Source organism: Gordonia paraffinivorans (assembly GCF_900683595.1).
GTDB classification, from domain to species: domain Bacteria; phylum Actinomycetota; class Actinomycetes; order Mycobacteriales; family Mycobacteriaceae; genus Gordonia; species Gordonia paraffinivorans.
Genome location: NZ_CAACYD010000007.1, coordinates 1,466,059 through 1,492,229, shown reverse-complemented (window position 1 = coordinate 1,492,229; position 26,171 = coordinate 1,466,059). Strand labels below are relative to the sequence as shown.

Genomic DNA, 26,171 nt, shown 5'->3' with positions numbered 1-26,171 from the left:
CAGTTCCGCCCCGGCCTCGGGGCGCTCAGAGCCGGCCCGTGTGCCGCGCCGGGTCCACCCGGTGCCGGGATGCCGGCTCGGAAAGGGGAACGTCATGTCCGACAACCACTTCGACCCCCCGTCCTTCGACGGCCCCGGCCTCGACAGCGCGGTCGAGAACGCCTGGCGCGAGTTCGAGGCTCGGCTCGCGCGGCGGCTGGCGACGCTCGGGGACTGCGAGATGGTCTTCATCACGCCGTCCGCCGAGATCGCGAACGACCGGCGGTTCGCGATCCGCGCAGGACGGCCGGGCGGAGTCCGGGTCACCGTCGCCTGCCCGGTCGACGAACCGCGGCGACTCGTCGAACTCGGCTGGAGATCCACCGCGGACGGCCGACTCATCCGCGAGGAGCCGCCGAGCCGGGCCGACGTGATCGCCGGACTCGTCGAGCGGACACTGCGCGAGCACTGGTCGATGCCCGCGCCGGCGTTCCTCGCCGACACCGGCCGTCCGCACCCGGATCGGTGCCCGATCGTCGCCGCCGAGGAGATGGGACCCGATGCCGTACGCGACCTGGTGAAGCACGACATCGAGACCTGGTTCGGCGGGCACCTCCCGCTCCGCGCCGACGGCACCCTGCAGCTGCCGACCGGACCGGTCGAGGCGTCCATCGGCGTCAGCCACGAGGAGCCGCGGATCGACGTCTTCGCTCGGGTCGCGACCGACATGCACCCGCGCTTCGACCACTACGCGACAGGCGCACCGCTGCACGGCGAATCCCCTCGCGCGGCGCACGACTCGTCAACCGCGTGCCGTCCTTGCGGCCGCCGGCAAGCGCACATTGAGACCCCCACGTCAGACCCGACAGGAAAGGCGACGATGACCGACAACGTGCACAGCCAACCGCGCAAGAAGATCCTCTACGTCGACATGGACAACACCCTGGTCGACTTCCGCTCCGGCATCGACAAGCTCAGCGAGGCCGAACGCAAGCGCTTCGACGGCAGCCTCGACGAGGTGCCCGGCATCTTCTCTCTCATGGACCCGATGCCCGGCGCGATCGCGGCCTACCGCGAACTGGCAACGCTCTTCGACACCTACATCCTCTCGACCGCGCCGTGGGACAACCCGATGGCGTGGACCGAGAAACTGCTCTGGGTCAAGATGCACTTCGGTCGCGACGAGAGTTCACCGGCCTACAAGCGGGTGATCCTGTCGCACCACAAGAACCTCAACCACGGCGACTTCATCATCGACGACCGGACCGCGCGCGGGGTCGACGCTTTCGTGGGCGAGCACATCCACTTCGGTCAGGCGCCCTTCGAGGACTGGGAGAAGGTCCTGGAGTACCTGCGCGGCAAGGCCTGAGCGCCGGCACATCCCGGGATGAGGGCCGCGGATGGGCCGCGGTGTGCCGTGTCCGCGGCGATGGGTGGTCGCGTCTACCTCTCCCAGTGCCCGTAGGGCGTACGCGCTGTCTCGGTGTCGCCGTAGATGATCGCGCGCTCACGTCGTGAGCCCGTCAGCAGCGTGGCGCTCCAGTTCATCACGGTGCCCATCCGGTTGCGGGCACCGGCCAGGAACGCGATGTGGATCACGCCCCACGCCAGCCATCCCGGAAGGCCCCGCATGTGGAGCCGGCCGGACTGCACGACGGCGTGACGCCGCGCGATGTAGGCGGCGGTGCCGAGGTCCCGGTACTTGAACGGCGCCCTGTTCGCCTTCCCCGCAACCTCATCGGCGATCACGCGACCCGCGTGATGCCCGCTCTGCATGGCGACCTCGGCGACCCCGGGCAGATTGTCGTAGGCCATCATGTCCCCGCAGACGAAGACCTCCGGGTGCCCGGGCACGGACATGTCGTCGGTGACGGGGATACGGCCCGACCGGTCCTGCTCGACGCCGAGCGCCCGCGCCAGGGTGGCCGCGAACGGCACCGCCTCGACGCCGGTCGTCCACAGCGTGGTGCGTGCCGGGTAGATCTCCTTGTGCTTGTCGGATTTCCGCGTCGTCTCGACGAAGTCGTCACCGACGCCGGTCACGTGCACGCCGAGGACCGTCTCCACCCCGAGCTTGTCGAGGGCCTTCTGCGCACTCGACGACAGGTGCTCGTCGAACGACGGCAGCACCCGGTCCCCGCCGTGCAGGAGCAGCACCCGCGCCCGCGACGGGTCGATGGAGTCGTACTCGCGTTCCAGCGCCCGGGTGGCCAGCTCCCGGATCTGACCGGCCAGTTCGACCCCGGTCGGCCCGCCGCCGGCCACGGCGAAGGTCAGCCACGCCGACTGCTCCTCCGGGTCGTCGATCGTCTCGGCCATCTCGAAGGCGGTCATGATCTTGCGCCGGATGACGTGGGCGTCGTCGAGGGTCTTCATGCCCGGCGCGAACCTGGCGAACCGGTCGTTGCCGCGGTAGGCGGTGCGCATGCCCGCGCCCACGACGAGATAGTCGTACGGCACCCGGAACCTCGACAGGTCCAGCCGGTCGACGACGACCTCCCGCGCGTCGACGTCGATGTCCGCCGCCTCGCCGAGCACCACGTCGAGGTTGCGGTGGCGTCGTGTCAGATGCCGGATCGGCGACGAGATCGCGCCCTCCGACAGCAGGCCCGTGGCGCACTGGTACAGCAACGGCTGGAAGACATGACTCGTGCTGCGGTCGATCAGCGTGACATCGACCTGCGCCTTCTTGAGCCTCCGGGCGCAGTGGATGCCGGCGAATCCTGCACCGATGATCACGACTCTGGGTCTCGCGTGGGCCATGCGCAGATTGTTACAGACAGGCCGGTCGGGCCGCCGGACATCGCGCCCCGATTCGACGCCGTGGCCGACCGCGTGGTTTGGACGGGGGCATGCCGGGTACCCACGCGAACGTGGAAGCCACGGTTTCGCTCTCCGTCGACGGCGTACAACGCGACGTCACGGTCGACACACGCACCACCCTGCTGGACTGCCTGCGCGACCGGCTCGGCGTCTTCTCCCCGAAGAAGGGCTGCGATCACGGTCAGTGCGGCTCGTGCACCGTGCTCGTCGACGGCCGGCGGATCATCAGCTGCCTGTCGTTCGCGGTCATGTACGACGGCGCCACGATCGTGACCGCCGACGGACTCGCCGACGGCGGACTTCATCCGGTTCAAGAGGCGTTCATCGACGCCGATGCCTTCCAGTGCGGTTACTGCACGCCGGGCCAGGTCTGTTCGGTGGTCGGCATGATCGACGAGGCGAAGGGCGGCCACGCCAGCCACGCCACCGAGGACCTGGACCCCGACGCGTCCTCCGAGCCTCTGACGGACGACGAGATCCGGGAGCGGATGAGCGGCAACCTGTGCCGCTGCGCCGCGTATCCGAACATCCTGGCCGCGATCCGACAGGTGGTCGGCGGATGAGACCGTTCGCCTACGAACGCGCCACCGACGTCGCCGGGGCCGTCGCCTTCCTCGCCGACCATCCGGGCGCCCGGGCGATCGCGGGTGGCACCAACCTCGTCGACCACATGAAACTCGGCGTCGCCGATCCTCCGGCGCTCGTGGACATCTCGCACCTCGACCTGGATCGGATCTCCGAGAACCCCGACGGCTCCCTGCGTCTCGGCGCCACCGCCCGCAACGCCGACACCGCCGCCCATCCCCTCGTCCGCCGCCGCCATCCGATGCTCGCCCGCGCCTTGCTGTCCGGCGCGTCACCCCAGTTGCGCAACCTGGCGACCAACGGCGGAAATCTGCTGCAACGCACGCGGTGTGTCTACTTCCAGGACGTGACGACGCCCTGCAACAAGCGCGAACCCGGCACCGGCTGTTCGGCTCTCGGCGGGCACACGCGCCAACACGCCATTCTCGGCGCCTCCGACGACTGCGTCGCCACCCACCCGTCGGACATGGCCGTCGCGCTCGCCGCACTCGACGCGCGGGTGGTGGTCCACGGCACCGACGGCGAGCGCAGGCTCGACCTGCGCGCGCTGTACCGGCTTCCGGGCGCCCATCCCGACCGTGACACAGTCCTCGAACCGACCGACGTGATCGTCGCCATCGAGGTGCCCGCGCCGCGCCCGGGTTCGGCGTCGACGTACCGCAAGGTCCGCGACCGCGCGTCGTACGCGTTCGCCCTCGTGTCGGTCGCCGCAGAGGTCAGCACCGACGACGGCGAGGTGATTCGCGACGCCCGCATCGCCTTCGGGGGTGTCGCACACACGCCGTGGCGGGCCGAACGAGCCGAGGCCGTCCTGCGCGGCAACCGCCCGTCGGCCGAGCTGTTCGCCGCCGCTGCTGACGCCGAACTCGCCGACGCGCGTCCCCTGGACGGCAACGCCTTCAAGATCCCGTTGCTGCGGCGCACCCTCGCGTCGGTGCTGAGGGACCTCTGCCAGACCGAGGAGCAGCCGAGATGAGCACGATCGGCACCTCCAGTCCCCGAATCGACGGCGCCGGCAAGGTCCGCGGCACCGCCCCCTACGCGTTCGAGCACGTCTCCGACGCCCTGTACCTGTGGCCGATCACCGCGACGGTGGCCCGCGGCCGGGTCACGTCCGTCGACTCCTCCGTCGCCGTCGCCACCGATGGCGTCGAACTGGTCCTCACGGTGTTCGACGCGCCGCGCCTGGCCGACACCTCGGACGGAGATCTCACCATCCTCCAGTCCCCCGAGATCTCCTATCGCGGTCAGCTGATCGGCGCCGTGGTCGCCCGGACTCCCGAGATCGCCCGAGAGGCAGCGGCATCGGTGCTCGTCGAACATCTCTCCGAGGACCACGACACCGTCTTCCGCGCCGACCACCCCGATTCCCATCGCCCGCAGAAGGTCAACGGCGGATTCGAGACCACCTCTCGGACAGGCGAACCCGACCGTATCCTCGACGACCCGCCGGCGGACACCGTCGTCGTCGACGAGTGGTATTCGACTCCCGAAGAACACAACAACCCCATGGAACCGCACACCGTCGTCGCGATCTGGGCACCGGCGGAGCAGGTCCTCACCCTGTACGACTCCACCCAGTCGACGCAGGGCGTGGTGTCGTCTCTGGCACCGGTCCTCGGACTCGAACCCGAGCAGATGCGCGTCATCGCACCGCATGTCGGGGGCGGTTTCGGCTCCAAGGGATCACCGCACTCCCACGACGTCCTCGCCGCGATGGCCGCCATGCGACTACCCGGGCGGGCCGTCAAGTTCGCGGTGCCGCGGCAGCACATGTTCGCCTACGTCGGCCATCGCGCATCGACTCGCTCGCGCATCCGCCTCGCTGCCGGACTCGACGGCCGAGTCTCCGCGCTCGTCCACGAGGCGTGGGTCCACAGCGCACGGGCCAAGGAGTTCGCCGAGCAGGCGGCCGTCTCGTCGCGGATGATGTACACCGCCGACCACCGCCGCACCGACCACCACGTGGTCCCGCTCGACGTGCCCCCTCCGTTCTGGATGCGGGCCCCGGGCGAGGCGCCCGGCATGTTCGCCGGCGAGGTGGCGATGGACGAACTCGCCGAGCGGCTGGGCATGGACCCGATCGAACTGCGGGTCCGCAACGAGCCGGCCGACGACCCGGAGTCCGGCAAGCCGTGGTCGTCGCGGCGTCTCGTCGATTGTCTTCGTCTCGGAGCAGACAGGTTCGGCTGGGATCGACGCCCTGCGCCCGCGGCCCATCGGGACGGACGATGGCTGGTCGGGTACGGCGTCGCGTCGTCGACCTACCCGCACATGGTGAATCCCGGCAACGAGGCGGCGATCTCCCACCGCAGCGGACGCTTCTCGGTCAGGATCGCGGCCACCGACATCGGAACCGGCGCCTGGACCGCGCTGACCCTGATCGCGGCCGACGCACTCGGTGTCGCCGCGGACCGGATCGACCTGCAGATCGGCGACAGCGTGCTTCCGAAGGCCACCGTCGCGGGCGGATCGTCGGGCACGTCGTCGTGGGGTTCGGCGATCGTGTCGGCGGCCCGGCGATTCCGCGAGCGATACGGCGAGAACCCACCTGAGGCGGCGGAGGTCACGGCCACGACGGAGCAGAACCCCGACACCGAGAGGTTTCGGATCTCCTCGTTCGGTGCGCATTTCGTCGAGGCGCACGTCGACGCCGACACCGGCGAGATCCGTATCCCGCGCATGCTCGGCGTGTTCTCGATAGGACGCGTCATCAACCCGCGGACCGTGCGGTCACAGCTGATCGGCGGCATGACCTTCGGCATCTCGATGGCCCTGCACGAGGAGAGCGTCCGGGACCCGCGGTTCGGTCACGTCGTCACCCAGGACCTCGCCGAATACCACATCCCGGTGCACGCCGACATCGCCGACGTGGACGCCGTCTGGCTCGACGACGCGGACGAGCACGCGACTCCGATGGGTTCGCGCGGCGCAGGCGAGATCGGGATCGTCGGCAGCGCCGCCGCGGTGGTCAACGCGGTCCACGACGCGACCGGTGTGCGGGTCCGCGATCTCCCGGTCCGTCTCGACGACCTTCTGTACGGTCTCCCCGACCGGTAGCGCCGGCGCTCTTCGCCCGTGCGAAGTCCGTGCCCAGCTCGAGCGTTGGCATGTTGCCCGGCCGCCGGGCCCTCGTGGCCGACAGACCCTCTCGGTGGACGGAGACCTGTCGGCGGATGCCTGCCTGGATGATCGACGGCCCCTCAGACCGCTCCAGGGTATGCCGACCATCCCGGCACCGACGGCGCCGTCGGCCACGGTTGGTCGCCCTCCGTGGGCAGCCACCGCGGCAGGGCCGCCGGAGTCGTTGCGTCGCACGCCTTCTGATCCGCAGTCGGCGTCGGGTAGAGCGCGGCGAAATCGTAGCGCGAGGTGTACCAGCCGCCGAACACATCGGTGCCCGGAGTACGTTCCCCACCTCGGGGAGCGGCACTCGGTTCATCGCCGACCCGCCGGATGTCGATCTCCACCGGTCGGGGTGTGTCGAACCCGATGGCCCATCGCCCGGCGTGCTGTACCGACCGATACCCATGGCGGCACAGGATGATCCGCGTCCTGTCGACGTCGTCGCCCCGGCGCAGCCCGGTGTAGAACGCGGTGCCGACCTGACGTCGGTCCGGCGTCACCTCCGTCGGGTACGCCGTGATCATCTGGTCGATGTTCGACGGTGCCGCCTCGACGAATCCCGGGTATCCCCAGGCCGGAGATGCGCCCGCGGTGGCGAGTTCGAAGGATTCCACCCAGGCGCGGACGAACGTCCCTTCCGAGGACTGCGGGTCCAGGACCGGCGTCGACGGCCACCGGAAGGTGATGTCGAGGCCGGGTGGCATGTGTTCGTCCTGCACCGAGTGCGCCGAGTGGCGGGTGTCCGGCTCGGACGATCCGACGAGCACTGTCAGCCCCAGCCCGCCTACGACCGCGGCGGCCACCACCATGAGGAGTCGACGGCGGTGCGCTCGCGTCATGCTGATCACCTTCTTCGGTGACGGGGCCTTCCGATGACCACATTTCTCGTGCTCACCCGATTCTTTTCTGCACCCTATTCATCGTCGTGCGACAGATATGCCTTCTACAGGCAGCGGATCGGCGACGAGAAGGTCTCGAATCGGCAAAGGCGACGGGAGCGCTGACAGATTTCTCGTCGAACGACGCCGCAATTCCCTGACACGAGTCCCCAGGCACCGGAGGCAACCGACGACGGGAATACGGATGTTCGCGACGAAGCGGAACGGCCGCACGGCTCCCGATAAGCCCTCCGAGATCTTGTGGATGAGCTCTGCGGGGCTCCTGGCCCCCATCTGCAATCGAACATGCATTCGATATACAGAGCTTTGGGGGTGAGCGTCGTGACCGACACCGTTGCAGTTGACATTTCCGTTCATTCCGACGGACCCGCCGACGCCGCCGAAATTCTCGATTCGATTCACGGGCTCATCGACAGGCTTCTGCAGGCCGAGCTGACCCCGCTGACCGATGCGTGGAGTTTGTGGCCGCCGAAAACCGAGCGCGCCAGAAACCGTTTGGCGTTCGCCGGGGATCAGCAGGTGGTGGAGGTCGCCGACGGCGTGCCGCAGCCGGCAGACATCAGGACCGCGATTCGTCATACTGATTATTCGTCATACCGAATTGTCTCGATGTCCCGCGAAAGGACGCCATGGTCCCCGCCGCCGCGATCTTCGTCGGCTTCCTCCTCTCCAACATGGCCAGTCCGGTGTACCCGCTGTGGCAGGACGAACTCGGGTACTCGGCCGCGTTCACGACGGTGATCTTCTCCGGCTACCCCGCCGGCGTGTTCGTGGGACTGCTGGGCCTCGGCCGACTCATCGACCGAATCGGGTGGGCGCGTGCGCTCGCCGCCGCGCTCGCCTGCTGCGTGATCGGGGCGTCGATCTTCGCCGCCGCGCCCAGCCCGTGGTGGCTGCTGGCCGCGCGGTTCGTCAGCGGCATCGCCGCGGGAATCTGCGCATCGTGCGGGGCGGCCGCGGTGACCGAGAGTTTCGAGCGCCGGGGCAGCAGGGCCGGCCCGTCCGTCGCCGGGCTGAGCATCTCCGCCGGTCTGGCCTGCGGTCCACTGTTGGGCGGCATCTTCGCGGACCTGCCGCTGTGGCCGACGCAGCTGATCTTCGTCATGGAAGCCGCGCTGGCCGCCGTGATCGGAGTCCTCGTGATCACCATGACGCGGTCGGGCGGGTCGGCCTCGCCGCGCCACCACGACGGCCACGCGCGCATACCCGACGACACCCCCGCCGATCCCGAACGGCGTCGGCAGGTGTTGACCGCCGCGTGTGCACTCGCATTCTCCTCCGGCATCACGTGCGCGATCTACATGTCGATCGGTTCGGGATTCCTGCGCGACACGCTCGGCACCACGAGCACGACGGCCGCCGGACTTCTCGTCTTCCTGGTGTTCGCCTCGGCGGTCTCCGGGCAGCTGCTGTTCGCCCGCGCATCGTGGACAGCACAGGGCGGGACGGCGCTGGCCGTCGGAGCTATCGCCGCGGCCGCTCTTGTCGTCGGCGTGGCGACGTCGACCGCATGGGTGCTGTTCGTGTCCGCGTCGTTCTCCGGCGCGGCCCAGGGGCTGGCTCAGATCGCCGGTCTCTCGATGGTCCGTTCGGTGACGAACCTTGCGCGACTTCGCGGCGGGTACGCGCTCTTCAACGCCGCGTCGTATCTCGGAGGCGGCGGGAGCGTGCTCGTCGCCGGCGGTCTGCTGACCTTCACCGCGATGGGCACGACGATGGTGATCCTCGCGGTGTCCGTCGGCGTGCTGACGGCGATGTCGGCGGTCATGCTCGCCACGCTCGTCAGGACGCGGAATCAGTCCGGGACGTCGATGTCGATCCCCGACGCGAGGTCGGAACACTCGACCTCGCGCACCTCATGACCCCGCAGATACGGCTGCGCTCCCACGTCTCCCCCGATGACCTCGACCGCCGGCCGCAGATGATCGGCACCGAGGTACACCGGGTGCCCGGGCCTGCCGTCGAAGACTGCCCGGACCAGCGCATCCGCACGATGCCCGGCAGCGTCGAGAACCCGGCTCACCACCGCGCCGCCGACGTCCGGCGTGTCAACGGTGTGTAACAGGACGCTGTACCTCCCAGACCTCGCCAAAGCCTCACCGAGCATCGCAGCCACCGAGTGCCCGACCCCCTTCGACCAGTCCTCGACGATCAGAGCAGAGGCCCCGCGGGGCGGCTCGACGATGGCCGCGCCCATCGCGACGACCACCTCGTCGCATCCGCCATCCCGCAGCGCCGCGACCGCCAGACCCAACCAATCACCGTCATGGGCAAGGATTTTCGGTTCTCCATAACGGCTGCCCGCGCCCGCGGCGAGGACCGCGCCCAGCACCTTGGCCCCGGGGGCTTCACCGCTCGTCGAGTGGTCGATCGCGTCGTCGTGCACGGACCCACTCTTCCCTACCCGCGTCCACCGACGCCAGGTAAACGCTTGTGAAATCTTCGGTCCCCGACGAGCGGACCGCGCCGCACGGCGCCACCATTTACCCTGCCGGGCCGACTCGGAAACGAGTCGCGGAATCGAGCCGCACCGACCGGGACGGTCGGTGGGGAGGGGATGAGGCAGCGATGGCCACCGACGCAGCATCCGCGGGTCAGCAGCGGAAGAAGAAGGTCCACCCCGTCGACCAGGTGCCCCCGGTCGGCAAGATGATCACGCTCGGCGTGCAGCACGTCGTGGCGTTCTACGCCGGCGCGGTGCTGGTGCCGCTGCTCATCGCCCGGGCCATCGACCTCGATTCCGAGGCGCTGACGATGCTCATCACCGCCGACCTGTTCACCTGCGGCATCGCGTCGCTGTTGCAGGCGGTCGGCATCTGGAAGATCGGCGTCCGGCTCCCCCTTCTCCAGGGCATCACGTTCGCCACCCTCGCACCGGTCATCAAGATCGCCAACGACCACGGCGGCGGCCGCGTCGGCCTGCAGACCGTCTACGGCGCGGTCATCGCCGCGGGCCTGTTCACGTTCCTGATCGCGCCGTTCTTCGCGAAGCTCATCCGCTTCCTGCCGCCGGTGGTGACCGGCACCCTCATCGCGATCATCGGCATCTGCCTCTTCCCGGTGGGCGCGGGCGACGCCGTCAGCGACCCGGACACCCACATCCATGACAGCTCCAACCCGAGGTGGGTCCTCTACGCGCTCGGCACCATCGTGCTCATCGTGCTCATGCAACGGTTCCTACGTGGATTCATGGGCACGATCGCGGTACTGCTGGGTCTGGTCATCGGCACCGCCGTGGCGTGGCTCCTGGGCGACACCGGGTTCGAGATCGTCGGCGAGGCGTCCTGGGTCGGCTTCACCCCGCCGTTCGCGTTCGGCTGGCCCCGCTTCGACATCGTCGCCATCGTCTCGCTGATCGTGGTGCTGCTGGTGGTGGCCGTGGAGTCGACCGGATCGGTGTTCGCGACCGGAGAGATCGTCGGCAAGCGCATCAAGAAGGAGGACATCGCCGCCACCGTCCGCGCCGACGGTCTGGCCACGATGATCGGCGGCTCGTTCAACTCGTTCCCGTACACCGCGTTCTCCGAGAACGTCGGCCTGGTCCGGCTGACGGGGGTCAAGAGCCGCTGGGTGGTCGCCGCAGCCGGCGTCATCATGATCCTGCTCGGTCTGCTGCCGAAGGCCGCCAAGATCGTCGAGTGCATCCCCGCGCCGGTGCTCGGCGGCGCCGCGTTGATCATGTTCGCGACCGTCGCCGTCGTCGGCATCCAGATGCTGACCTCGGTCGACTTCACCGACCACCGCAACCTGATCATCGCGGCCACCTCCCTGGCGGTGGCGCTGTACGTCCAGTTCTCGCAGTCGTCGGGCCCCTCGCAGGTCATCGACGTCGACGGCAACGTCGTCGACACCCCGGCCACCCCGGGCGTCGACCAGGCGATACCGAACATCTTCCTGCAGATCCCGTTCTCGACGGGCATCACGATGGGTGCGATCACCGCGATCCTGTTGAACCTCTTGTTCTTCCACGTCGGAAGAAGGGGTCCGGCCGTTGCCGGCGCGGGGTCGATCACCCTCGACGAGGTGAACGAGATGTCGCTGGAGAAGTTCCGCGAGACCTTCGGCCATGTCGTGCAGGACGTCGACTGGGTCCTCGACCGCGCCTACGCGCAGCGGCCGTTCGAGGATGTGCACGATCTGCGCAGCGCCTTCCAGGAGGCGATGCTCACCGGCAACGACGCCGAGCAGCTCGAGCTCATCCAGGCCTTCCCGGATCTCGGGGCGGAGGACGAGTCGGGCGAGATGGCCGCCGTCGACCATGTGGCGCTCTCGCAGCTCGACGAGGCCGAGCACCAGAACGTCGTCGATCTCGCGACCGCATATCGCGAGCACTTCGGTTTCCCGCTCGTCATCTGCGCCCGCGAGGCCGAACGCTACGACCGCGTGCTGCGCAACGGCTGGTCACGCATGGACAACTCGGAGAGCAGCGAGAAGTCGTTCGCGCTCATCGAGATCGCGAAGATCGCGAACCACCGGTTCGACGATCTCGTCGCCGACGCCAACCCGCTCACGTCCGCCCGGTTCGGCCGCCGGCCGGAACTCTCCTAGGCTGAGCGCGTGCGACGAGTCGACTGGCGTGGAGTCCCCAGCTTCAACGAGCTGACCGAGAAGCAGGCGATCGCAGCGCTGTACGAGTGCTGCAGTTCGACGATCTGGGCACTACGCGTCGCCCGGGCCCGGCCTTTCGCCGACGAGGAAGCCGTCCTCGAATACGCCGACCTCATCCTCGCCGAGCTCACCGAGTCCGACCTCGACGAGGCGCTCGCCGGGCACCCCCGCATCGGGGACCGCCCGGACAACGCGTCGTCGGCGCGCGAGCAGTCGGGAGTGACCGGCGCGGACGCCGCCGTCCTCGAGGACCTGAAGAAGTACAACAAGGAGTACGAGGACAAGTTCGGGCACGTCTATCTCGTCTTCGCCAACGGCCGCCCGGCCGAAGAACTCCTCGCAATCCTCGAGGAACGCCTGCGCAACGACCCCGAGACCGAACGCCGGGTGATGCGGATGGAGCTCGCCAAGATCAACCGCAGCCGCCTGAAACGTATGCTGGCACCGGCAGTACGAACCGACGAACCCGACGCCGGAGGTGCCCGCGGATGACCGGTCTGTCCACCCATGTACTCGACGCGACGTCGGGCTCGCCCGCGGTCGGGGTCGAGGTCTCGCTCCAGGACGCATCCGGCACCGAACTGTCCTCGGGCCGAACGGATTCGGACGGACGGATCGGGCAGGTCAACGACGAGCCCCTCGTCCCCGGCATCTACCACCTGGTCTTCGACACCGGCAACTGGTTCGCCGACAACGACGTCAAGGGCTTCTACCCCGAGGTGGACATCTGCTTCGAGGTCGACGATCCGGATGGGCACTATCACGTCCCGGTCCTGCTGAGCCCGTTTGCGTATTCGACGTATCGGGGCAGCTGAGCGGCGTGTCCGTCGCCGACGCGATCGATTCGCTGCTCGCCGGGACCGACGCCCGCGTGATCGTCGGCATCACCGGGCCACCCGGCGCCGGCAAGACGACGCTCGCGCGATCCCTCGTCGAGGACTTCTCGACGCGACTCGGCGACGCCGGGGTCGGATACGTCCCGATGGACGGGTTCCACCTGTCGAACGCGATACTCGAAAGGCTCGGCCGCCGGCACCGGAAGGGCGCGCCCGACACCTTCGACGCCGCCGGTTTCGTCGCGGTCCTGCGTCGGGTGGCCGATGCCGATCACGATGTCTACGCGCCCGACTTCGACCACACGGCCGGCGAACCGATCGCCGGGTCGCTCCTCGTCCCGGCCTCCGCGCGGCTCGTCGTCGTCGAGGGCAACTATCTCGGACTCGACGCTCCCCACTGGCGTGAGGTGCGGCCCCTCCTGGACCTGCTGGTCCACGTCGACGCCGACACCGAGATCCGCGGCGAGCGACTACTGAGGCGACACGTGGCGGCCGGGAAGACCGGGGCGCAGGCGCGTGCGTGGATCGAGTCGGTCGACGAGCCGAACGCGGCGCTCGTCGCGCAGACCCGCGTACGGGCCGATGTCGTCGTCGAGAACAGCTAGGCAGCAGCCGTTTCCGACGACGCCGGCTTCCAGCCGCTGATCGGGTCCGAGGAGCGGAAGACAAGCCTCGCCGCGGGAACCGAACCGTCTCAGCCGATCTCGATCAGCAGATCTCCCGGCGCGACCTGCGTGACGGGTCCGATGGCGACGCGCGTGACCTTTCCTGCGACCGGCGCGGTGATCGCGGCCTCCATCTTCATGGCCTCGATGGTGCCGATGGCGGCGCCCGCCGCGACCTCGTCGCCGACGCCGACCGACAGCGAGACGACGCCCGCGAACGGCGCACCCACGTGGTGCGGGTTGGAACGGTCGGCCTTCTCGGCGGAGGCGACCGTCGAATCGACGCTGCGGTCGCGGACCGCGATCGGACGCAACTGGCCGTTGAGCACGCACATCACGGTGCGCATGCCCTTCTCGTCGGCGTCGCTGATCGCCTGGAGACCGATCATCAACTCGACCCCGGGCTCGAGCGACACCCGGTGTTCCTCGCCGTACCGCAGGCCGTAGAAGAACTGGTTGGCCGTCAGCCTCGAGGTGTCGCCGTACGTCTCGAAGTGCTCCTCGAATTCCTTTGTGGGACCGGGGAACAGCAGATGGTTGAGCCGGACCTGCCGTTCACGGCCGGGCTTGTCGAGGATCGCCTCGTCGTCGGCGGTCAGCTCGGCGACCGGCGGGGCCGCCGCCCGCCCCTTCAGCGCGAGGCTGCGCAGCGGTTCCGGCCAGCCGCCCGGCGGGTCGCCGAGTTCGCCGCGCAGGAAGCCGATGACCGAGTCGGGGATGTCGTAGGCCGACGGGTCGGCGGCGAAGTCGGCGGCGGTGATCCCGCGGCCGACCAGCGCCAGGGCGAGGTCGCCGACGACCTTCGACGACGGGGTGACCTTGACCAGGCGTCCCAGGATGCGGTCGGCGTCGGCATACGCCTGCTCGACGGCCTCGAAGCGGTTGCCCAGCCCCAGGGCGATCGCCTGCTGGCGCAGGTTCGACAGCTGTCCGCCCGGGATCTCGTGGGAGTACACGCGCCCGGTCGGCGCCGGAATCCCGGATTCGAAGGGCGCGTACACCTTTCGCAGGGCTTCCCAGTAGGGCTCGAGGTCGCAGACCCTCCCCAGGTCCAGGCCGGTGTCGCGGTCGGTGTGCGCGGCGGCGGCGACGATGGCCGACAGCGGCGGCTGGCTGGTGGTTCCGGCGAGCGCGGCCGACGCACCGTCGACCGCATCCGCGCCGGCCTCCCAGGCGGCGAGGTACGTCGCCAGCTGCCCACCCGGCGTGTCGTGGGTGTGCACGTGGATCGGGAGGTCGAAGTTCTTCCGCAGAGCCGACACCAGCTTCGACGCCGCCGGCGCGCGCAGCAGGCCGGCCATGTCCTTGATCGCCAGGACATGCGCACCGGCGGAGACGATCTCCTCCGCCAGCCGCAGGTAGTAGTCGAGGGTGTAGAGATCCTCCGCCGGGTCCATCAGATCGCCCGTGTAGCTCATGGCCACCTCGGCCACCGCCCGACCGGTCTCGCGGACCGCGTCGATCGCCGGTCGCATCGCGTCGACGTTGTTGAGCGCGTCGAAGATGCGGAAGATGTCGATGCCCACGTCGGTCGCCTCCGCCACGAACGCGGTGGTCACCTTCGTCGGATACGGCGTGTACCCGACCGTGTTGGCGCCGCGCAGCAGCATCTGCAGGCAGATGTTCGGGATGGCCTCGCGCAACTGCGCCAACCGATCCCACGGGTCCTCCTTCAGGAACCGCAGCGCCACATCGTAGGTCGCGCCACCCCAGCACTCCACCGACAGCAGCTCGGGCGTCAGCGCGGCGACATACGGCGCCACCGTGACCAATCCGGTCGTGCGGACCCGGGTGGCCAGCAACGACTGATGCGCGTCACGGAATGTGGTGTCGGTGATGCCCAGGCGCGGGTTCTCCCGAAGATCACGCGCGAAACCCTCCGGGCCGAGCGCCAGCAGACGCTGCCGCGACCCGTCCGGCGGCGACGCCAGCAACGCCCTCTCCACCAGGGGCAGCTTGTCGCGCGGATAGACGGTGGTCGGACGCTCGCCGTGCGGCTTGTTGACCGTCACGTCGGCCAGGTAGGCGAGGATCTTGGAGCCGCGGTCGGCCGAGGACCGCGACGTCAGCAGCCCGGGACGCTCGTCGATGAACGACGTGGTGATGCGCCCGGCCCGGAAGTCCGGGTCGTCGAGCACCGCCTGCAGGAACGGGATGTTCGTGGCCACGCCCCGGATGCGGAACTCCGCCACCGCTCGACGCGCCCGTCGCACCGCCGTCGGGAAATCCCGTCCGCGACAGGTCAGCTTCACCAGCATCGAGTCGAAGTGCCCGCTGACCTCCGCGCCGAGGTTCGCGCCGCCGTCCAGGCGCACGCCCGCGCCGCCCGGGCTGCGGTAGCCGGTGATCCGGCCGACGTCGGGCCGGAATCCGTTCGCCGGGTCCTCGGTGGTGATGCGGCATTGGAGGGCCGCACCGCGAATCCGGATCGACTCCTGCGACAGTCCCAGGTCCGCCAACGTCTCACCGGCCGCGATGCGCAGCTGCGAGCTGACCAGGTCGACGTCGGTGATCTCCTCGGTCACCGTGTGCTCCACCTGGATGCGCGGGTTCATCTCGATGAACACGTGCCTGCCCTGGTGGTCGAGGAGGAACTCGACGGTGCCCGCACACGAGTAGCCGATGTGTTTCGCGAAGGCGACGGCATCCGCGCAGATCTTCTCGCGCAGCTCGTCCGGCAGGTTCGGCGCGGGCGCCAGCTCGATCACCTTCTGGTGGCGACGCTGCAGACTGCAGTCGCGCTCGTACAGGTGGATGACGTCGCCGTCATCGTCGGCGAGGATCTGCACCTCGATGTGCCGCGGATCGACCACCGCCTGTTCCAGGAACACCGTCGGGTCGCCGAAGGCGGCGTCGGCCTCGCGCGACGCCGCGGCGATCGCCTCGGGCAGATCGGCCGGCTCGTCGACCCTGCGCATGCCGCGGCCGCCCCCGCCGGCGACGGCCTTCACGAACACGGGGAACCGCATGTCGGCCGCCGCGGCGAGGAGCTCGGCGGGATCGGCCGACGGCTCCGACGACGCCAGCACCGGGATCCCCGCCTCGCGGGCGGCGGCCACCGCAGTCGCCTTGTTGCCGGTCAGGTCGAGCACCTCCGCGCTCGGGCCGACGAAGGTGATGCCGTTCTCGGCACAGGCACGCGCCAGCCCCGGGTTCTCCGACAGGAACCCGTAGCCCGGATAGATCGCGTCGGCACCGCAACGCACGGCGGCCGACACGATCTCGTCGATCGAGAGGTACGCCCGCACCGGATGCCCCGGCACACCGATCTGATACGACTCGTCGGCCTTGAGCCGGTGCGTCGAGTTGCGGTCCTCGTACGGGTAGACGGCCACCGTGCGCGCGCCGAGCTCGTACGCGGCGCGGAACGCGCGGATCGCGATCTCGCCCCGGTTGGCAACCAGAACCTTCTCGAACATGGGGCGCTCCCCTTTTCCCGCTTCGACGGAATCGGCGTGTTCCCGGTGCCGCCGGATCGACGGACCAGTGCAGTACATCACGTGATCCTACTCACGCCGCAGCCCGCCCGACCCGACGCCCGACACCCGCCGCAGCACGCCTCGATGCAACTTCCGATCGCCCACAGCCATTGGGTGTCAACAACTCTCGACAGAAGCGCAACCCGCCACCGAACGCCGACACACCTACACGCCCGCCGGCCTCAGAGCTCCGGCGCCACACACCCCCGACCCCGACCGGCCGATCCCGTCGGGATCCACGGCCCGGCCGCCGCACGACCCGACCCCTCGGCCGTTCGCACCGCCCCTCACCGGTGACCCACGCCGCAGACTTTGGCTCGTCGCGTCGGCGCGAACTACTGTTCTCAACCGGTCGGCTCTAAGCCGATCGTCATAGTCGACCAGGAGGACCAGCATCGTGGGCTTCACCCGCTACGTCGCGTTGGGCGACTCGTTCACCGAGGGAGTCGGAGACGCGGACCCGACCCGCCCCAACGGGCTGCGCGGCTGGGCCGACCGGGTCGCCGAACAGCTCGCCCGGCACGACGAGGGCTTCGCCTACGCCAATCTCGCGATCCGCGGGCGCCTGCTCGACGCCGTCATCGCCGAGCAGCTCGAGCCGGCCGTCGCGATGAACCCCGACCTGGTGACGATCTACGCCGGCGGCAACGACCTCATGCGGCCCGGGCTCGACGTCGATGCGCTCGTCGACCGGTACGACACCGCCATCGGCAAGCTCGCCGCCACCGGTGCGACGGTCGTCGTCTTCACCGCCTACGACACCGGGTGGGCGCCGGTGTTCCGCAAGCTCCGCGGCCGCATCGCCATCTACAACGAGCTGGTCCGCGAGGTCGCCGACCGCCACGGCGTCATGGTCCTCGACTACTGGCGCCTGAAGGGCTTCGACGACTACCGCATGTGGGACACAGACCGGCTGCACATGTCCTCGCTCGGCCACACCCGCATGGCCGCCGAGGTCCTCGACCTGCTCGGCGTCGACCACGACATCACCCGCGTGGAACTCGAGGCCGCGGCCGAGCTGTCGCGGCGCGAACAACGTCGGCAGAACGCCGAATGGGCCCGCACATTCCTGGCGCCGTGGGTGATGCGACGCATCCGCGGGGTGTCCTCGGGCGACGGGATCACCCCGCGCTGGCCACAGCCGGTGTCGGCGGCCGAGCTTCTCGCACTCTGAACCCCGTGACCCCGGCTCCCTCCGACCGGGGTCTGGACTCGTCCGTTCGGACGGGATTCGCGCACGCCGACGTACTCGAACGACGCGGCACCGATACCCTGATCGTTCGGAGGTGTGAACGATCATGTGTACGACGAGCCGGACGGTCTCGTGACCAGGAGCACGGGGACCGGCGGGGTGTCCGGCGAGGAGACCCCCGACGCCGTCGAATCAGCGCTGGAGTCCCGTCCCGATTCCCACGAGGACGAGAAGCCCCACCCGCGTGCCGCGGTCGTGGTGCTGTGTCTCGCCGGCATCGTCGTGGCGGTGATGCAGACGATCATCGTCCCGCTCATCCCCGAACTGCCGACCCTGCTGAACGCCGAGCCCTCCAACACCACCTGGGCGATCACGATCACGCTGCTCGTCGCCGCGGTCGCGACGCCGATCGGCGGCCGCATCGGCGACATGTACGGCAAGCGCCGGGCGATCCTCGGCAGCCTCGGTTTCGTGGCCCTCGGGTCGGTGGTCTGCGCACTGGCCACGTCGTTGCCGCTGTTCATCCTCGGCCGGGGGCTACAGGGCCTCGGCTTCGGCATCGTCGCCCTCGGCATCAGCGTGATGCGCGACATCGTTCCGCCCAGACACCTCGGCACCGCCGTCGGAACCATGAGCGCGTCACTGGGCATCGGCGGCGCCCTCGGCCTGCCGATCGCGGCGGCGATCGCCCAGCACGTCAGCTGGCACGCGCTGTTCTGGGTGTGCGGGCTCACCGCGGCACTCGCGGCGCTCGGCGTCCTGCTGACCGTCCCGTCGAACACCGTGACCGCGGGCGGACGCTTCGACGCGATCGGCGCGCTCGGGCTCGGCGCGTTCCTGATGTGCCTGCTCCTGCCGCTCTCGAAGGGCGCGTCGTGGGGCTGGGGCAGCCCGCTCACCCTCGGGCTGCTCGGCGGCTTCGTCGTCCTGCTCGCTCTGTGGGCGGTCATCGAACTCCGTCGCGACAACCCGCTGATCGACCTCCGGATCCTGAGGACCAGGCCGCTCTTCCTGACCAACCTCGCGTCGATCGCCACCGGGTTCGCCTTCTACGCGATGCAGTTGATCCCCATCCAGCTGCTGATGGCCCCGACGTTCACCCCGGACGGCCTCGGCTACGACATGGTCCATGCGAGCCTCATCCTCGCGCCCAGCGGCCTGGTGATGTTCGCGATGTCCAATGTCAGCGGCCGGATGAACGCCGCCCTCGGCGCGCGCGTGTCGCTGGCCCTCGGCGGCGTGGTCATCGGGATCGGCTACCTCATCTTCATCGTCGGCGTCGCGGGACCGTGGGGCATCTCCTGGATTCACATGCTCGTCCTCAGCTGCTGTATCGGCGCCGGCCTCGGCATCGCCTACTCGGCGATGCCGGCCCTCATCATGCAGGTGGTCAGCGTCGAGCAGACCGGTGAGTCCAACGGCGTCAACGCCCTGATGCGGATCATCGGCACCTCCACCGCCTCGGCGGTCGTCGGCATGCTGCTGACGTGGTCGATGACGTCGTTCACGGGCCCGGACGGCGCGGCCGCCGCGGTCCCCACGACCGACGGGTACCTCTGGGCGTCGGTGATCGGCCTCGGCGCGTGTGCGGTCGCGGCGCTGGTCGCCTTCGCCATCCCGGCGCACAAGGGCATCACCGAGACCTCCGTCTGAGCCCGAGATGCCGGATGGGAGCCCGCTTCCCATCCGGACGTCGGGCTTCGTGACACGAGATGCGCGCGGGGTCGGATGCACGTAGCGTGACGCCGTGGCCCCCGCGATCCTGATCGAGAACACCCACGTGCTGACGCTCGACGCGCAGCGCCGGGAACTGCCCGGGGCGTCGGTGCTCGTGGACGGAACCCGGATCGCGGCGGTGTCCGCCGAGCCGATCCCGGCGGCATCGGTCGACGGCGACGTGGTGCGGGTCGACGGTCGCGGATGCGTCCTTACCCCGGGTCTGGTGAACACGCATCACCACCTCTACCAATGGATCACGCGCGGTCTCGCCGCCGACCACACGCTGTTCGCGTGGCTGCAGACCCTCTACCCGATCTGGGCCGGGATCGACGAGGAGGCGCTGCACGCGGCGGCCCTCGGCGGGCTGACCCAACTGGCGCTGTCCGGATGCACCACGACGACCGACCACCACTACGTTTTCCCCCGCGAGGGCGGTGACCTGCTCGGTGCCGAGATCGCCGCGGCGGGCGAGATCGGCCTGCGGTTCCACCCGACCCGCGGTTCGATGGACCTCTCGGAGAAGGACGGCGGCCTCCCCCCGGACTCGGTGGTCCAGACCATCGACGAGATCCTCGCCGCCAGTGCCGACGCCGTCGCCCGCTGGCACGACCCGGAACCCGGCGCGATGCTGCGGATCGCACTCGCCCCCTGTTCACCGTTCTCCGTCACGACCGACCTCTTGCGCGAGTCCGCCGTGCTGGCACGCGATCTCGGCGTCCGCATGCACACGCATCTCGCGGAATCGGTCGACGAGGACGCCTACTGCGCCGAGCACTTCGGCTGCGCCCCCTTGGAGTACATGGAGTCGGTCGGCTGGGTGGGCGACGACGTCTGGTACGCCCACGGCGTGGAGTTCGACGACGCCGCGATCGCCCGCCTGGCCGCGACGCAGACTGGTGTGGCCCACTGCCCCACCTCGAACGCCCGCCTGGGCAACGGGATCTGCCGAACCCGCGATCTCGTCGACGCGGGCGTCCCGGTGGGTCTCGGCGTCGACGGCGCGGCGTCGAACGAATCGGCCCGGCTCCTCGAGGAGGCCCACCAGGCCGTCCTGATGGCGCGTGCCCGCGGCGGCCCCACCGCCCTGACCACCCGCACCGCGCTCGAACTCGCCACCCGCGGCGGCGCACGCGTGCTCGGCCGGGAAGACGAGATCGGCTCCATCGAACCGGGCAAGTTCGCCGACCTCGTGCTCTGGGACCTGTCCACGGTGGCCCACCGCGACATCGACGACCCGGTCGCCGCGCTGGTGCTCGGAGCGATCCCGCCGATCAAGGCGTCGTGGGTGCACGGGCGCCGGGTGGTCGCCGACGGAGAAATCCTCACCATCGACACCGCCGCCATGACCGAGTCCGTCGCGGTCGCACACCGCCGCCTGATGGACAAGGCGCGCTGATGGACCTCGCCGCCGTCACCCGCTACCGGTTCGCACGCTCGCGCGAGGAGGTCTTCCCCGAACCCGGCGAGCAGATCGTCGCCGGCGGGACCTGGGTGTTCTCCGAGCCGCAACCCGCGACGACCGGCCTGGTCGATCTCAGCGAGATGGGCTGGCCGTCGTTCGAGGAGCTCTCCGACGGCGGCCTGCGCGTCGGCGCCACCTGCACTGTCGCCGAACTCGCCGCCCTCCCGCTACGTCCCGGCCTCCGCGCCCACCCCCTGTTCGCGCAGTGCGCGAACGCCCTCCTCGCCTCGTTCAAGATCTGGAACATGGCCACCGTCGGCGGGAACATCTGCCGCTCGTTCTCCGCCGCGTCGATGGTGTCGCTGGCCGTCGGCCTCGACGCGACCGCCCACATCTGGCATCGCGACGGCGCCGACCGCGACCTGCCGGTGGCCGATCTGGTGATCGGCAACGGCATCAACGTCCTCGGGCCGGGCGAGGTCCTGCGCGCCGTCGACTTCCCCGGGCACGCGCTGGCCGCGCGCACCGGGTTCCGGAAGATCGCCCTCGCCGAACTCGGCCGCTCGGGCGCGGTGGTCACCGGGCGCATCGACCCGGACGGCACCACGGTGTACGGGATCACCGCGGCCACCGAATGGCCCACGGTCCTGCGGTACCCCTCACCGCCGAGCGCCGACCGGCTGCGGCACGACATCTCCGCCGCGCCCGGCTACCACACCGACCCGCTCGGCTCGGCGGACTGGCGGCGGGCCGTCTCCGCGGTGCTCGCCGAGGAGATCCGTCTCGAACTCGAAGGGACGGCGTGACGATGGAATTCGAGATCAACGGAGAGCGCGTCGACGCCGAACCCGCACCGGGACAGTGCCTTCGGACGCTGCTGCGGCAACACGCCCACTTCGAGGTGAAGAAGGGGTGCGACGCGGGAGACTGCGGCGCCTGCTCGGTCCTCGTCGACGGCAAGCCGGTGCACTCCTGCATCTTCCCGGCGCAGCGCGCCGCCGGGCGGGCGGTCACCACGGTGGCGGGCCTCGGCACCCCCGAGGATCTCCACCCCGTGCAACACTCCTTCGTCGACCGCTTCGGATTCCAGTGCGGGTTCTGCACCGCCGGGATGATCGTCACCTCGTCGACGCTGACCCCCGCCGACCTCGACGACCTGCCGCGGCGGATGAAGGGAAACCTGTGTCGCTGCACGGGATATCGCTCCATCCGGGAGGCGATCGCCGGCGCCGTCACCGGCGAGTCGGGCCGGGCCGGCGCGCCCGACGCCTCCCCGGCCGTCACTCGACAGGCGGTGGGCACCTCGGTGACCCCGCCGGCGGCGCGCCGGGTGGTGACCGGGACCGAGCCCTACACCTTCGACGTGCCGCTGACCGACGCCCTGCACATCCACGTCCTCGGGTCGCCGCATCCGCATGCGCGCATCGTCGCCATCGACACCGCCGACGCCTCGGCCCTGCCCGGCGTCGAGCTGATCCTCACCCACGAGAACGTCTCCACGCCAAGGTTTTCCACCGCCCGCCACGAGAACCGCCTCGAGGACCCCGACGACACGCTGGTCTTCGACCCGGTCGTGCGATTCGTCGGCCAGCGGGTGGCCGCGGTGGTCGCGACCACGCCGGGCGTCGCCGAACGGGCGGCGCGACTGATCCGCGTCACCTACGACGTCCTGCCCGCGGTCTTCGACCCCGAGGAGGCACGCTCGCCCGGAGCGCCGCTCCTGCATCCCGACCGCACCCCCGAGGAGCGGGTCGCCGAACCCGAGCGCAATGTCGTGGCGACCTTCCACGAGGGCTTCGGCGGCGACATCGACGTGGCCCTGGCCGGGTCGTCGACGACGGTGCGCGGAACCTGGCAGACCCAGCGGGTGTCCCACGCGCAGTTGGAGACACACGGCTCGGTGGCATGGCTGGACGCCCAGGGTCGCCTGGTGGTGCGCACGTCCACGCAGGTCCCGTACCTGGTGCGTGACGAACTGGCCCGCATCCTCGACCTGCCGGTCGAGAGGGTGCGGGTGTTCAGCGGCCGCGTGGGCGGCGGATTCGGCGGCAAGCAGGAACTCCTCACCGAGGACCTCGCCGCCATCGCCACCCTGCGCACCGGCCGGCCCTGCGTCTACGAGATGACCCGCACCGACGAGATGACCCGCACCACCTACCGGCATCCCATGCGGGTGACGGTCGAACTCGGCGCCGACGACGACGGTCGGCTGGCCGCCCTGCGCGTGGAGGTCCTCTCGGACACCGGCGCCTACGGCAACCACGCGATCGGCGTCATGTTCCACGCCTGCGCGGAGTCGGTGTCGATCTACAACTGCCCCGTCAAGCGGATCGACGCCGAGGCCGTCTACACCAACAACCCGCCGTCGGGAGCCTTCCGCGGATACGGCCTCGGCCAGGTGATCTTCGCGGTCGAGTCCGCGATGGACGAGCTCGCCCTCCGCCTCGGCATCGACCCCTTCGAGCTGCGCCGCCGCAACGCGGTCGCCGACGGCGACCCGCTGCTGATCGCCCGGCCCGCACCCGAGGTCGACCTGGTGTACGGCAGTTACGGGCTCGACCAGTGTCTCGACGCCGCCGAGGCCGCGCTGCGGCGCGGCAACGGGGTCGCCCCGCCGCCCGGGCCGCGGTGGCGCGTCGGTGAGGGCATGGCCATCGCCGCGATCGCCACGATGGCCCCGCGCGGACACATCTCCGAGGTCACCGTCTCCGTCGATACCGGCGGGACCTACCACGTCGGCGTCGGGACGTGCGAGTTCGGCAACGGCACCACCACGGTGCACACGCAGATCGTCGCCACCGCACTGGCGACGGACGTCTCGCGGGTGTCCCTGCACCACGGCGACACCGACGCCGCGGCATATGACACCGGTGCGTTCGCGTCGGCCGGGACCACCGTCGCGGGCAAGGCGGTGCATGCCGCGAGCCTCGCGCTGCGCGACGCCCTCGTCGATGCGGCCGGCCGGCTCACCGGAGCCGATCCGGCGGAGATCCGGATGGGCCCGGACGGGGCGATCGTCGGCGAGGGTCTCATCGGCTTCGGCGACCTCATCGCCGCCGTGGACAGCCGCCACCGCCTCGACCTGCCCGACGGCGCCCGCGCCTACGCCGCCGGCGAGGAACGCGGCGAGATGCGCTCGATCGCGTTCAACGTGCAGGCATTCCGCGTGGCCGTGGACACCGATACCGGCAAGGTCGTGATCCTGCAGTCGGTCCACGCCGCCGACGCGGGCACCGTGATGAATCCCGAGCAGTGCCGGGGACAGGTGGAAGGCGGAGTGGCGCAAGGTATCGGGTCTGCGCTCTACGAGGAGATCATGCTCGACGAGGGGGTGCCCGTGACCAAGGTCTTCCGCACGTACCGGGTGCCGCAGATGGCCGACATCCCCTACACCGAGGTCTATTTCGCCGACACCGCCGACGAGCTCGGGCCGTTCGGCGCCAAGTCGATGTCGGAGTCGCCGTTCAACCCGGTCGCGCCCGCGCTGGCCAATGCCATCCGCCGCGCGATCGGCGTGCGGCCCCACGAGACCCCGATGTCGCGGGATCGGGTCTGGCGGCTGGCTCAGGCCGCGACCCCATAGCCCGAAGCCGCGCGGGGCGCGGCTCCAGGCCATGGAGCCAACGGCTCAGCCGCGCAACAGCCCCTTGGCGACGTGGGTCACCTGGATCTCGTTGCTGCCCGCGTAGATCATGAGCGACTTCGCATCCCGGGCGAGTTGCTCCACCCGGTACTCCGCCATGTAGCCGTTGCCGCCGAACAGCTGGACCGCCTCCATGGCGACATCGGTCGCCGCCCGCGACGAGTACAGCTTCATCGCCGACGCCTCGGCCAGGCTCAGCGGCTTGCCGGCCTTGGCGCGCTCGATCGCGTTGAACAGCATGTTCTGCACGTTGATCCGCGCGATCTCCATCTCGGCGAGCTTGAGCTGGATGAGCTGGAAGTCGCCGATCGGCTGGCCCCACAGCTTGCGGTTCTTGGCGTAGTCGACCGACAGGCGCTGCGCCTCGTTGATGATGCCCAGCGACAGGGCGGCGATGCCGATGCGCTCGGCGACGAACCCGGCCTTGGCGCCCTCGGCGCCGCGGGCGTCGGAGCCGGTGTCCTCGGTCTCGCCGAGCAGGCGGTCCTTGCCGAGGCGGACGTTGTCGAAGAACAGCTCACCGGTCGGCGAGCTCATCATGCCCATCTTCTTGAACGGCTTACCCTGCGTGAGACCGGGCATGCCCTTGTCGAGGACGAAGGTGAGCACCTTGCGGTCGCGGATCGGGGTGTCGCTGCCGTCGTCGAGCTTGGCGAACACGACGATGGTGTCGGCGTACGGGCCGTTGGTGATGAAGGTCTTCTGACCGTTGAGGATGTAACCGTCGCCGTCGCGGCGCACGGTTGTCTTCATGCCGCCCAGCGCATCCGAGCCCGAGTCGGGTTCGGTGATGGCCCAGGCGCCGATCTTCTCCATCGTCACCAGTTCCGGCAACCAGCGCTTCTTCTGTGCGAGGGTGCCGCGGCTGCGGATCGTCGACGCGGTCAGGCCCATGCTCACGCCCAGCGAGGCGACGAGGCCGAGACACACGCCGGCCAGTTCGATGTTGACCATCATGAACATCGAGCCGCCCATGGCGCCGCCACCGCCGCCGGACGACTCCTTCTTCTCCCCGGCGGCCTCGGCCGCGAGTTCCTTCTCCAGCGCGTCCTTGGCCATCTGGTCGACGCCGAAGGTCTGCAGCAGCTTGCGGGTGATGTCGTAGGGCGGGAGCTGGCCGGACTCGAGCTCGTCGACATGTGGCCGGATCTCCTTGTCGATGAACGCGCGCAGCGCATCCCGAACCATCAGGTCTTCTTCGGACCACTCGAACAT

The 26,171-nt window shown here is 69.8% G+C and carries 19 protein-coding genes and 1 pseudogene; 15 read left to right on the top strand and 5 right to left on the bottom strand.

Translation table 11 applies throughout. The features are described from left to right. Positions 1-94: 94 nt before the first annotated feature. Positions 95-472, top strand: a pseudogene (locus E1P53_RS21155) (TY-Chap domain-containing protein); the annotation flags it as partial. Between the two features lie 387 nt (positions 473-859). After that, positions 860-1,348, top strand: coding sequence for a 5' nucleotidase, NT5C type (locus tag E1P53_RS19820; RefSeq protein ID WP_006901816.1), 489 nt, complete (start codon positions 860-862; stop codon positions 1,346-1,348). 74 nt (positions 1,349-1,422) lie between these two features. On the opposite strand, the gene E1P53_RS19815 is transcribed toward E1P53_RS19820, so the two are convergent. Beyond that, positions 1,423-2,742 (bottom strand): NAD(P)/FAD-dependent oxidoreductase, encoded by a 1,320-nt coding sequence (locus tag E1P53_RS19815; RefSeq protein WP_131735274.1) that lies wholly within the window; start codon positions 2,740-2,742, stop codon positions 1,423-1,425. A gap of 110 nt (positions 2,743-2,852) precedes the next feature. On the opposite strand from E1P53_RS19815, the gene E1P53_RS19810 reads away from it, so the two are divergent. From E1P53_RS19810 to E1P53_RS19800, 3 genes are read left to right on the top strand one after another with little or no spacing between them, the layout of a single operon-like run. Further along, complete coding sequence (locus E1P53_RS19810; RefSeq protein ID WP_131735273.1) at positions 2,853-3,365, top strand: 2Fe-2S iron-sulfur cluster-binding protein; 513 nt, start codon at positions 2,853-2,855, stop codon at positions 3,363-3,365. Continuing rightward, positions 3,362-4,363 carry an FAD binding domain-containing protein gene (locus E1P53_RS19805; RefSeq protein WP_131735272.1) on the top strand — a complete coding sequence of 334 codons (1,002 nt, stop codon included), beginning with the start codon at positions 3,362-3,364 and terminating at the stop codon, positions 4,361-4,363. The genes E1P53_RS19810 and E1P53_RS19805 overlap by 4 nt, the downstream gene beginning before the upstream one ends. Next, a complete protein-coding gene (locus tag E1P53_RS19800) occupies positions 4,360-6,447 on the top strand; it encodes a xanthine dehydrogenase family protein molybdopterin-binding subunit (RefSeq protein WP_131735271.1) in 2,088 nt (695 codons plus the stop codon). The genes E1P53_RS19805 and E1P53_RS19800 overlap by 4 nt, the downstream gene beginning before the upstream one ends. A gap of 143 nt (positions 6,448-6,590) precedes the next feature. On the opposite strand, the gene E1P53_RS19795 is transcribed toward E1P53_RS19800, so the two are convergent. Continuing rightward, entirely contained in the window at positions 6,591-7,352 is a 762-nt protein-coding gene (locus E1P53_RS19795) for a hypothetical protein (protein ID WP_181954865.1), read from the bottom strand. Positions 7,353-8,041: 689 nt separating this feature from the next. Here E1P53_RS19795 and E1P53_RS19790 point away from each other — a divergent pair. Next, positions 8,042-9,274: an MFS transporter gene (locus E1P53_RS19790; RefSeq protein WP_131735269.1), complete on the top strand. Its 1,233-nt coding sequence runs from the start codon at positions 8,042-8,044 to the stop codon at positions 9,272-9,274. On the opposite strand, the gene E1P53_RS19785 is transcribed toward E1P53_RS19790, so the two are convergent. Further along, positions 9,208-9,798: a nucleotidyltransferase family protein gene (locus E1P53_RS19785; protein ID WP_131735268.1), complete on the bottom strand. Its 591-nt coding sequence runs from the start codon at positions 9,796-9,798 to the stop codon at positions 9,208-9,210. The two genes, E1P53_RS19790 and E1P53_RS19785, sit on opposite strands and share 67 nt — an antisense overlap. A 182-nt stretch (positions 9,799-9,980) precedes the next feature. Here E1P53_RS19785 and E1P53_RS19780 point away from each other — a divergent pair, with 182 nt between their 5' ends. Genes E1P53_RS19780 through E1P53_RS19765 form a run of 4 tightly spaced genes read left to right on the top strand, consistent with a single transcriptional unit; the run spans position 9,981 to position 13,461 of the window. Beyond that, a complete protein-coding gene (locus E1P53_RS19780) occupies positions 9,981-11,960 on the top strand; it encodes a solute carrier family 23 protein (protein WP_131735267.1) in 1,980 nt (659 codons plus the stop codon). A 9-nt stretch (positions 11,961-11,969) separates the two neighbouring features. Further along, a complete protein-coding gene (gene uraD, locus E1P53_RS19775; protein WP_109238845.1) occupies positions 11,970-12,512 on the top strand; it encodes a 2-oxo-4-hydroxy-4-carboxy-5-ureidoimidazoline decarboxylase in 543 nt (180 codons plus the stop codon). Further along, positions 12,509-12,835, top strand: a complete 327-nt coding sequence (uraH, locus tag E1P53_RS19770) for a hydroxyisourate hydrolase (protein WP_006901826.1) — start codon at positions 12,509-12,511, stop codon at positions 12,833-12,835. Before uraD ends, uraH begins: the two co-directional genes overlap by 4 nt. A gap of 5 nt (positions 12,836-12,840) precedes the next feature. Beyond that, complete coding sequence (locus tag E1P53_RS19765) at positions 12,841-13,461, top strand: nucleoside/nucleotide kinase family protein (RefSeq protein ID WP_131735266.1); 621 nt, start codon at positions 12,841-12,843, stop codon at positions 13,459-13,461. An 89-nt stretch (positions 13,462-13,550) separates the two neighbouring features. On the opposite strand, the gene E1P53_RS19760 is transcribed toward E1P53_RS19765, so the two are convergent. Then, positions 13,551-16,940, bottom strand: a complete 3,390-nt coding sequence (locus E1P53_RS19760; RefSeq protein ID WP_131735265.1) for a pyruvate carboxylase — start codon at positions 16,938-16,940, stop codon at positions 13,551-13,553. A 457-nt stretch (positions 16,941-17,397) separates the two neighbouring features. Here E1P53_RS19760 and E1P53_RS19755 point away from each other — a divergent pair, with 457 nt between their 5' ends. The 5 genes from E1P53_RS19755 (at position 17,398) to E1P53_RS19735 (ending at position 24,896) form a co-directional block, all read left to right on the top strand. Beyond that, positions 17,398-18,174 carry an SGNH/GDSL hydrolase family protein gene (locus E1P53_RS19755; RefSeq protein WP_006901829.1) on the top strand — a complete coding sequence of 259 codons (777 nt, stop codon included), beginning with the start codon at positions 17,398-17,400 and terminating at the stop codon, positions 18,172-18,174. 150 nt (positions 18,175-18,324) lie between these two features. Continuing rightward, entirely contained in the window at positions 18,325-19,845 is a 1,521-nt protein-coding gene (locus tag E1P53_RS19750; protein WP_371831018.1) for an MFS transporter, read from the top strand. 94 nt (positions 19,846-19,939) lie between these two features. Next, positions 19,940-21,307 carry an 8-oxoguanine deaminase gene (locus E1P53_RS19745; protein WP_131735264.1) on the top strand — a complete coding sequence of 456 codons (1,368 nt, stop codon included), beginning with the start codon at positions 19,940-19,942 and terminating at the stop codon, positions 21,305-21,307. Beyond that, the gene (locus E1P53_RS19740; protein ID WP_131735263.1) at positions 21,307-22,119 is read left to right on the top strand and encodes an FAD binding domain-containing protein; all 813 of its coding nucleotides are present in this window, start codon (positions 21,307-21,309) and stop codon (positions 22,117-22,119) included. Before E1P53_RS19745 ends, E1P53_RS19740 begins: the two co-directional genes overlap by 1 nt. 2 nt (positions 22,120-22,121) lie before the next feature. After that, positions 22,122-24,896, top strand: coding sequence for a molybdopterin-dependent oxidoreductase (locus tag E1P53_RS19735; RefSeq protein WP_131735398.1), 2,775 nt, complete (start codon positions 22,122-22,124; stop codon positions 24,894-24,896). 45 nt (positions 24,897-24,941) lie between these two features. Here E1P53_RS19735 and E1P53_RS19730 read toward each other — a convergent pair whose 3' ends face one another. Next, complete coding sequence (locus tag E1P53_RS19730; protein WP_131735262.1) at positions 24,942-26,171, bottom strand: acyl-CoA dehydrogenase family protein; 1,230 nt, start codon at positions 26,169-26,171, stop codon at positions 24,942-24,944.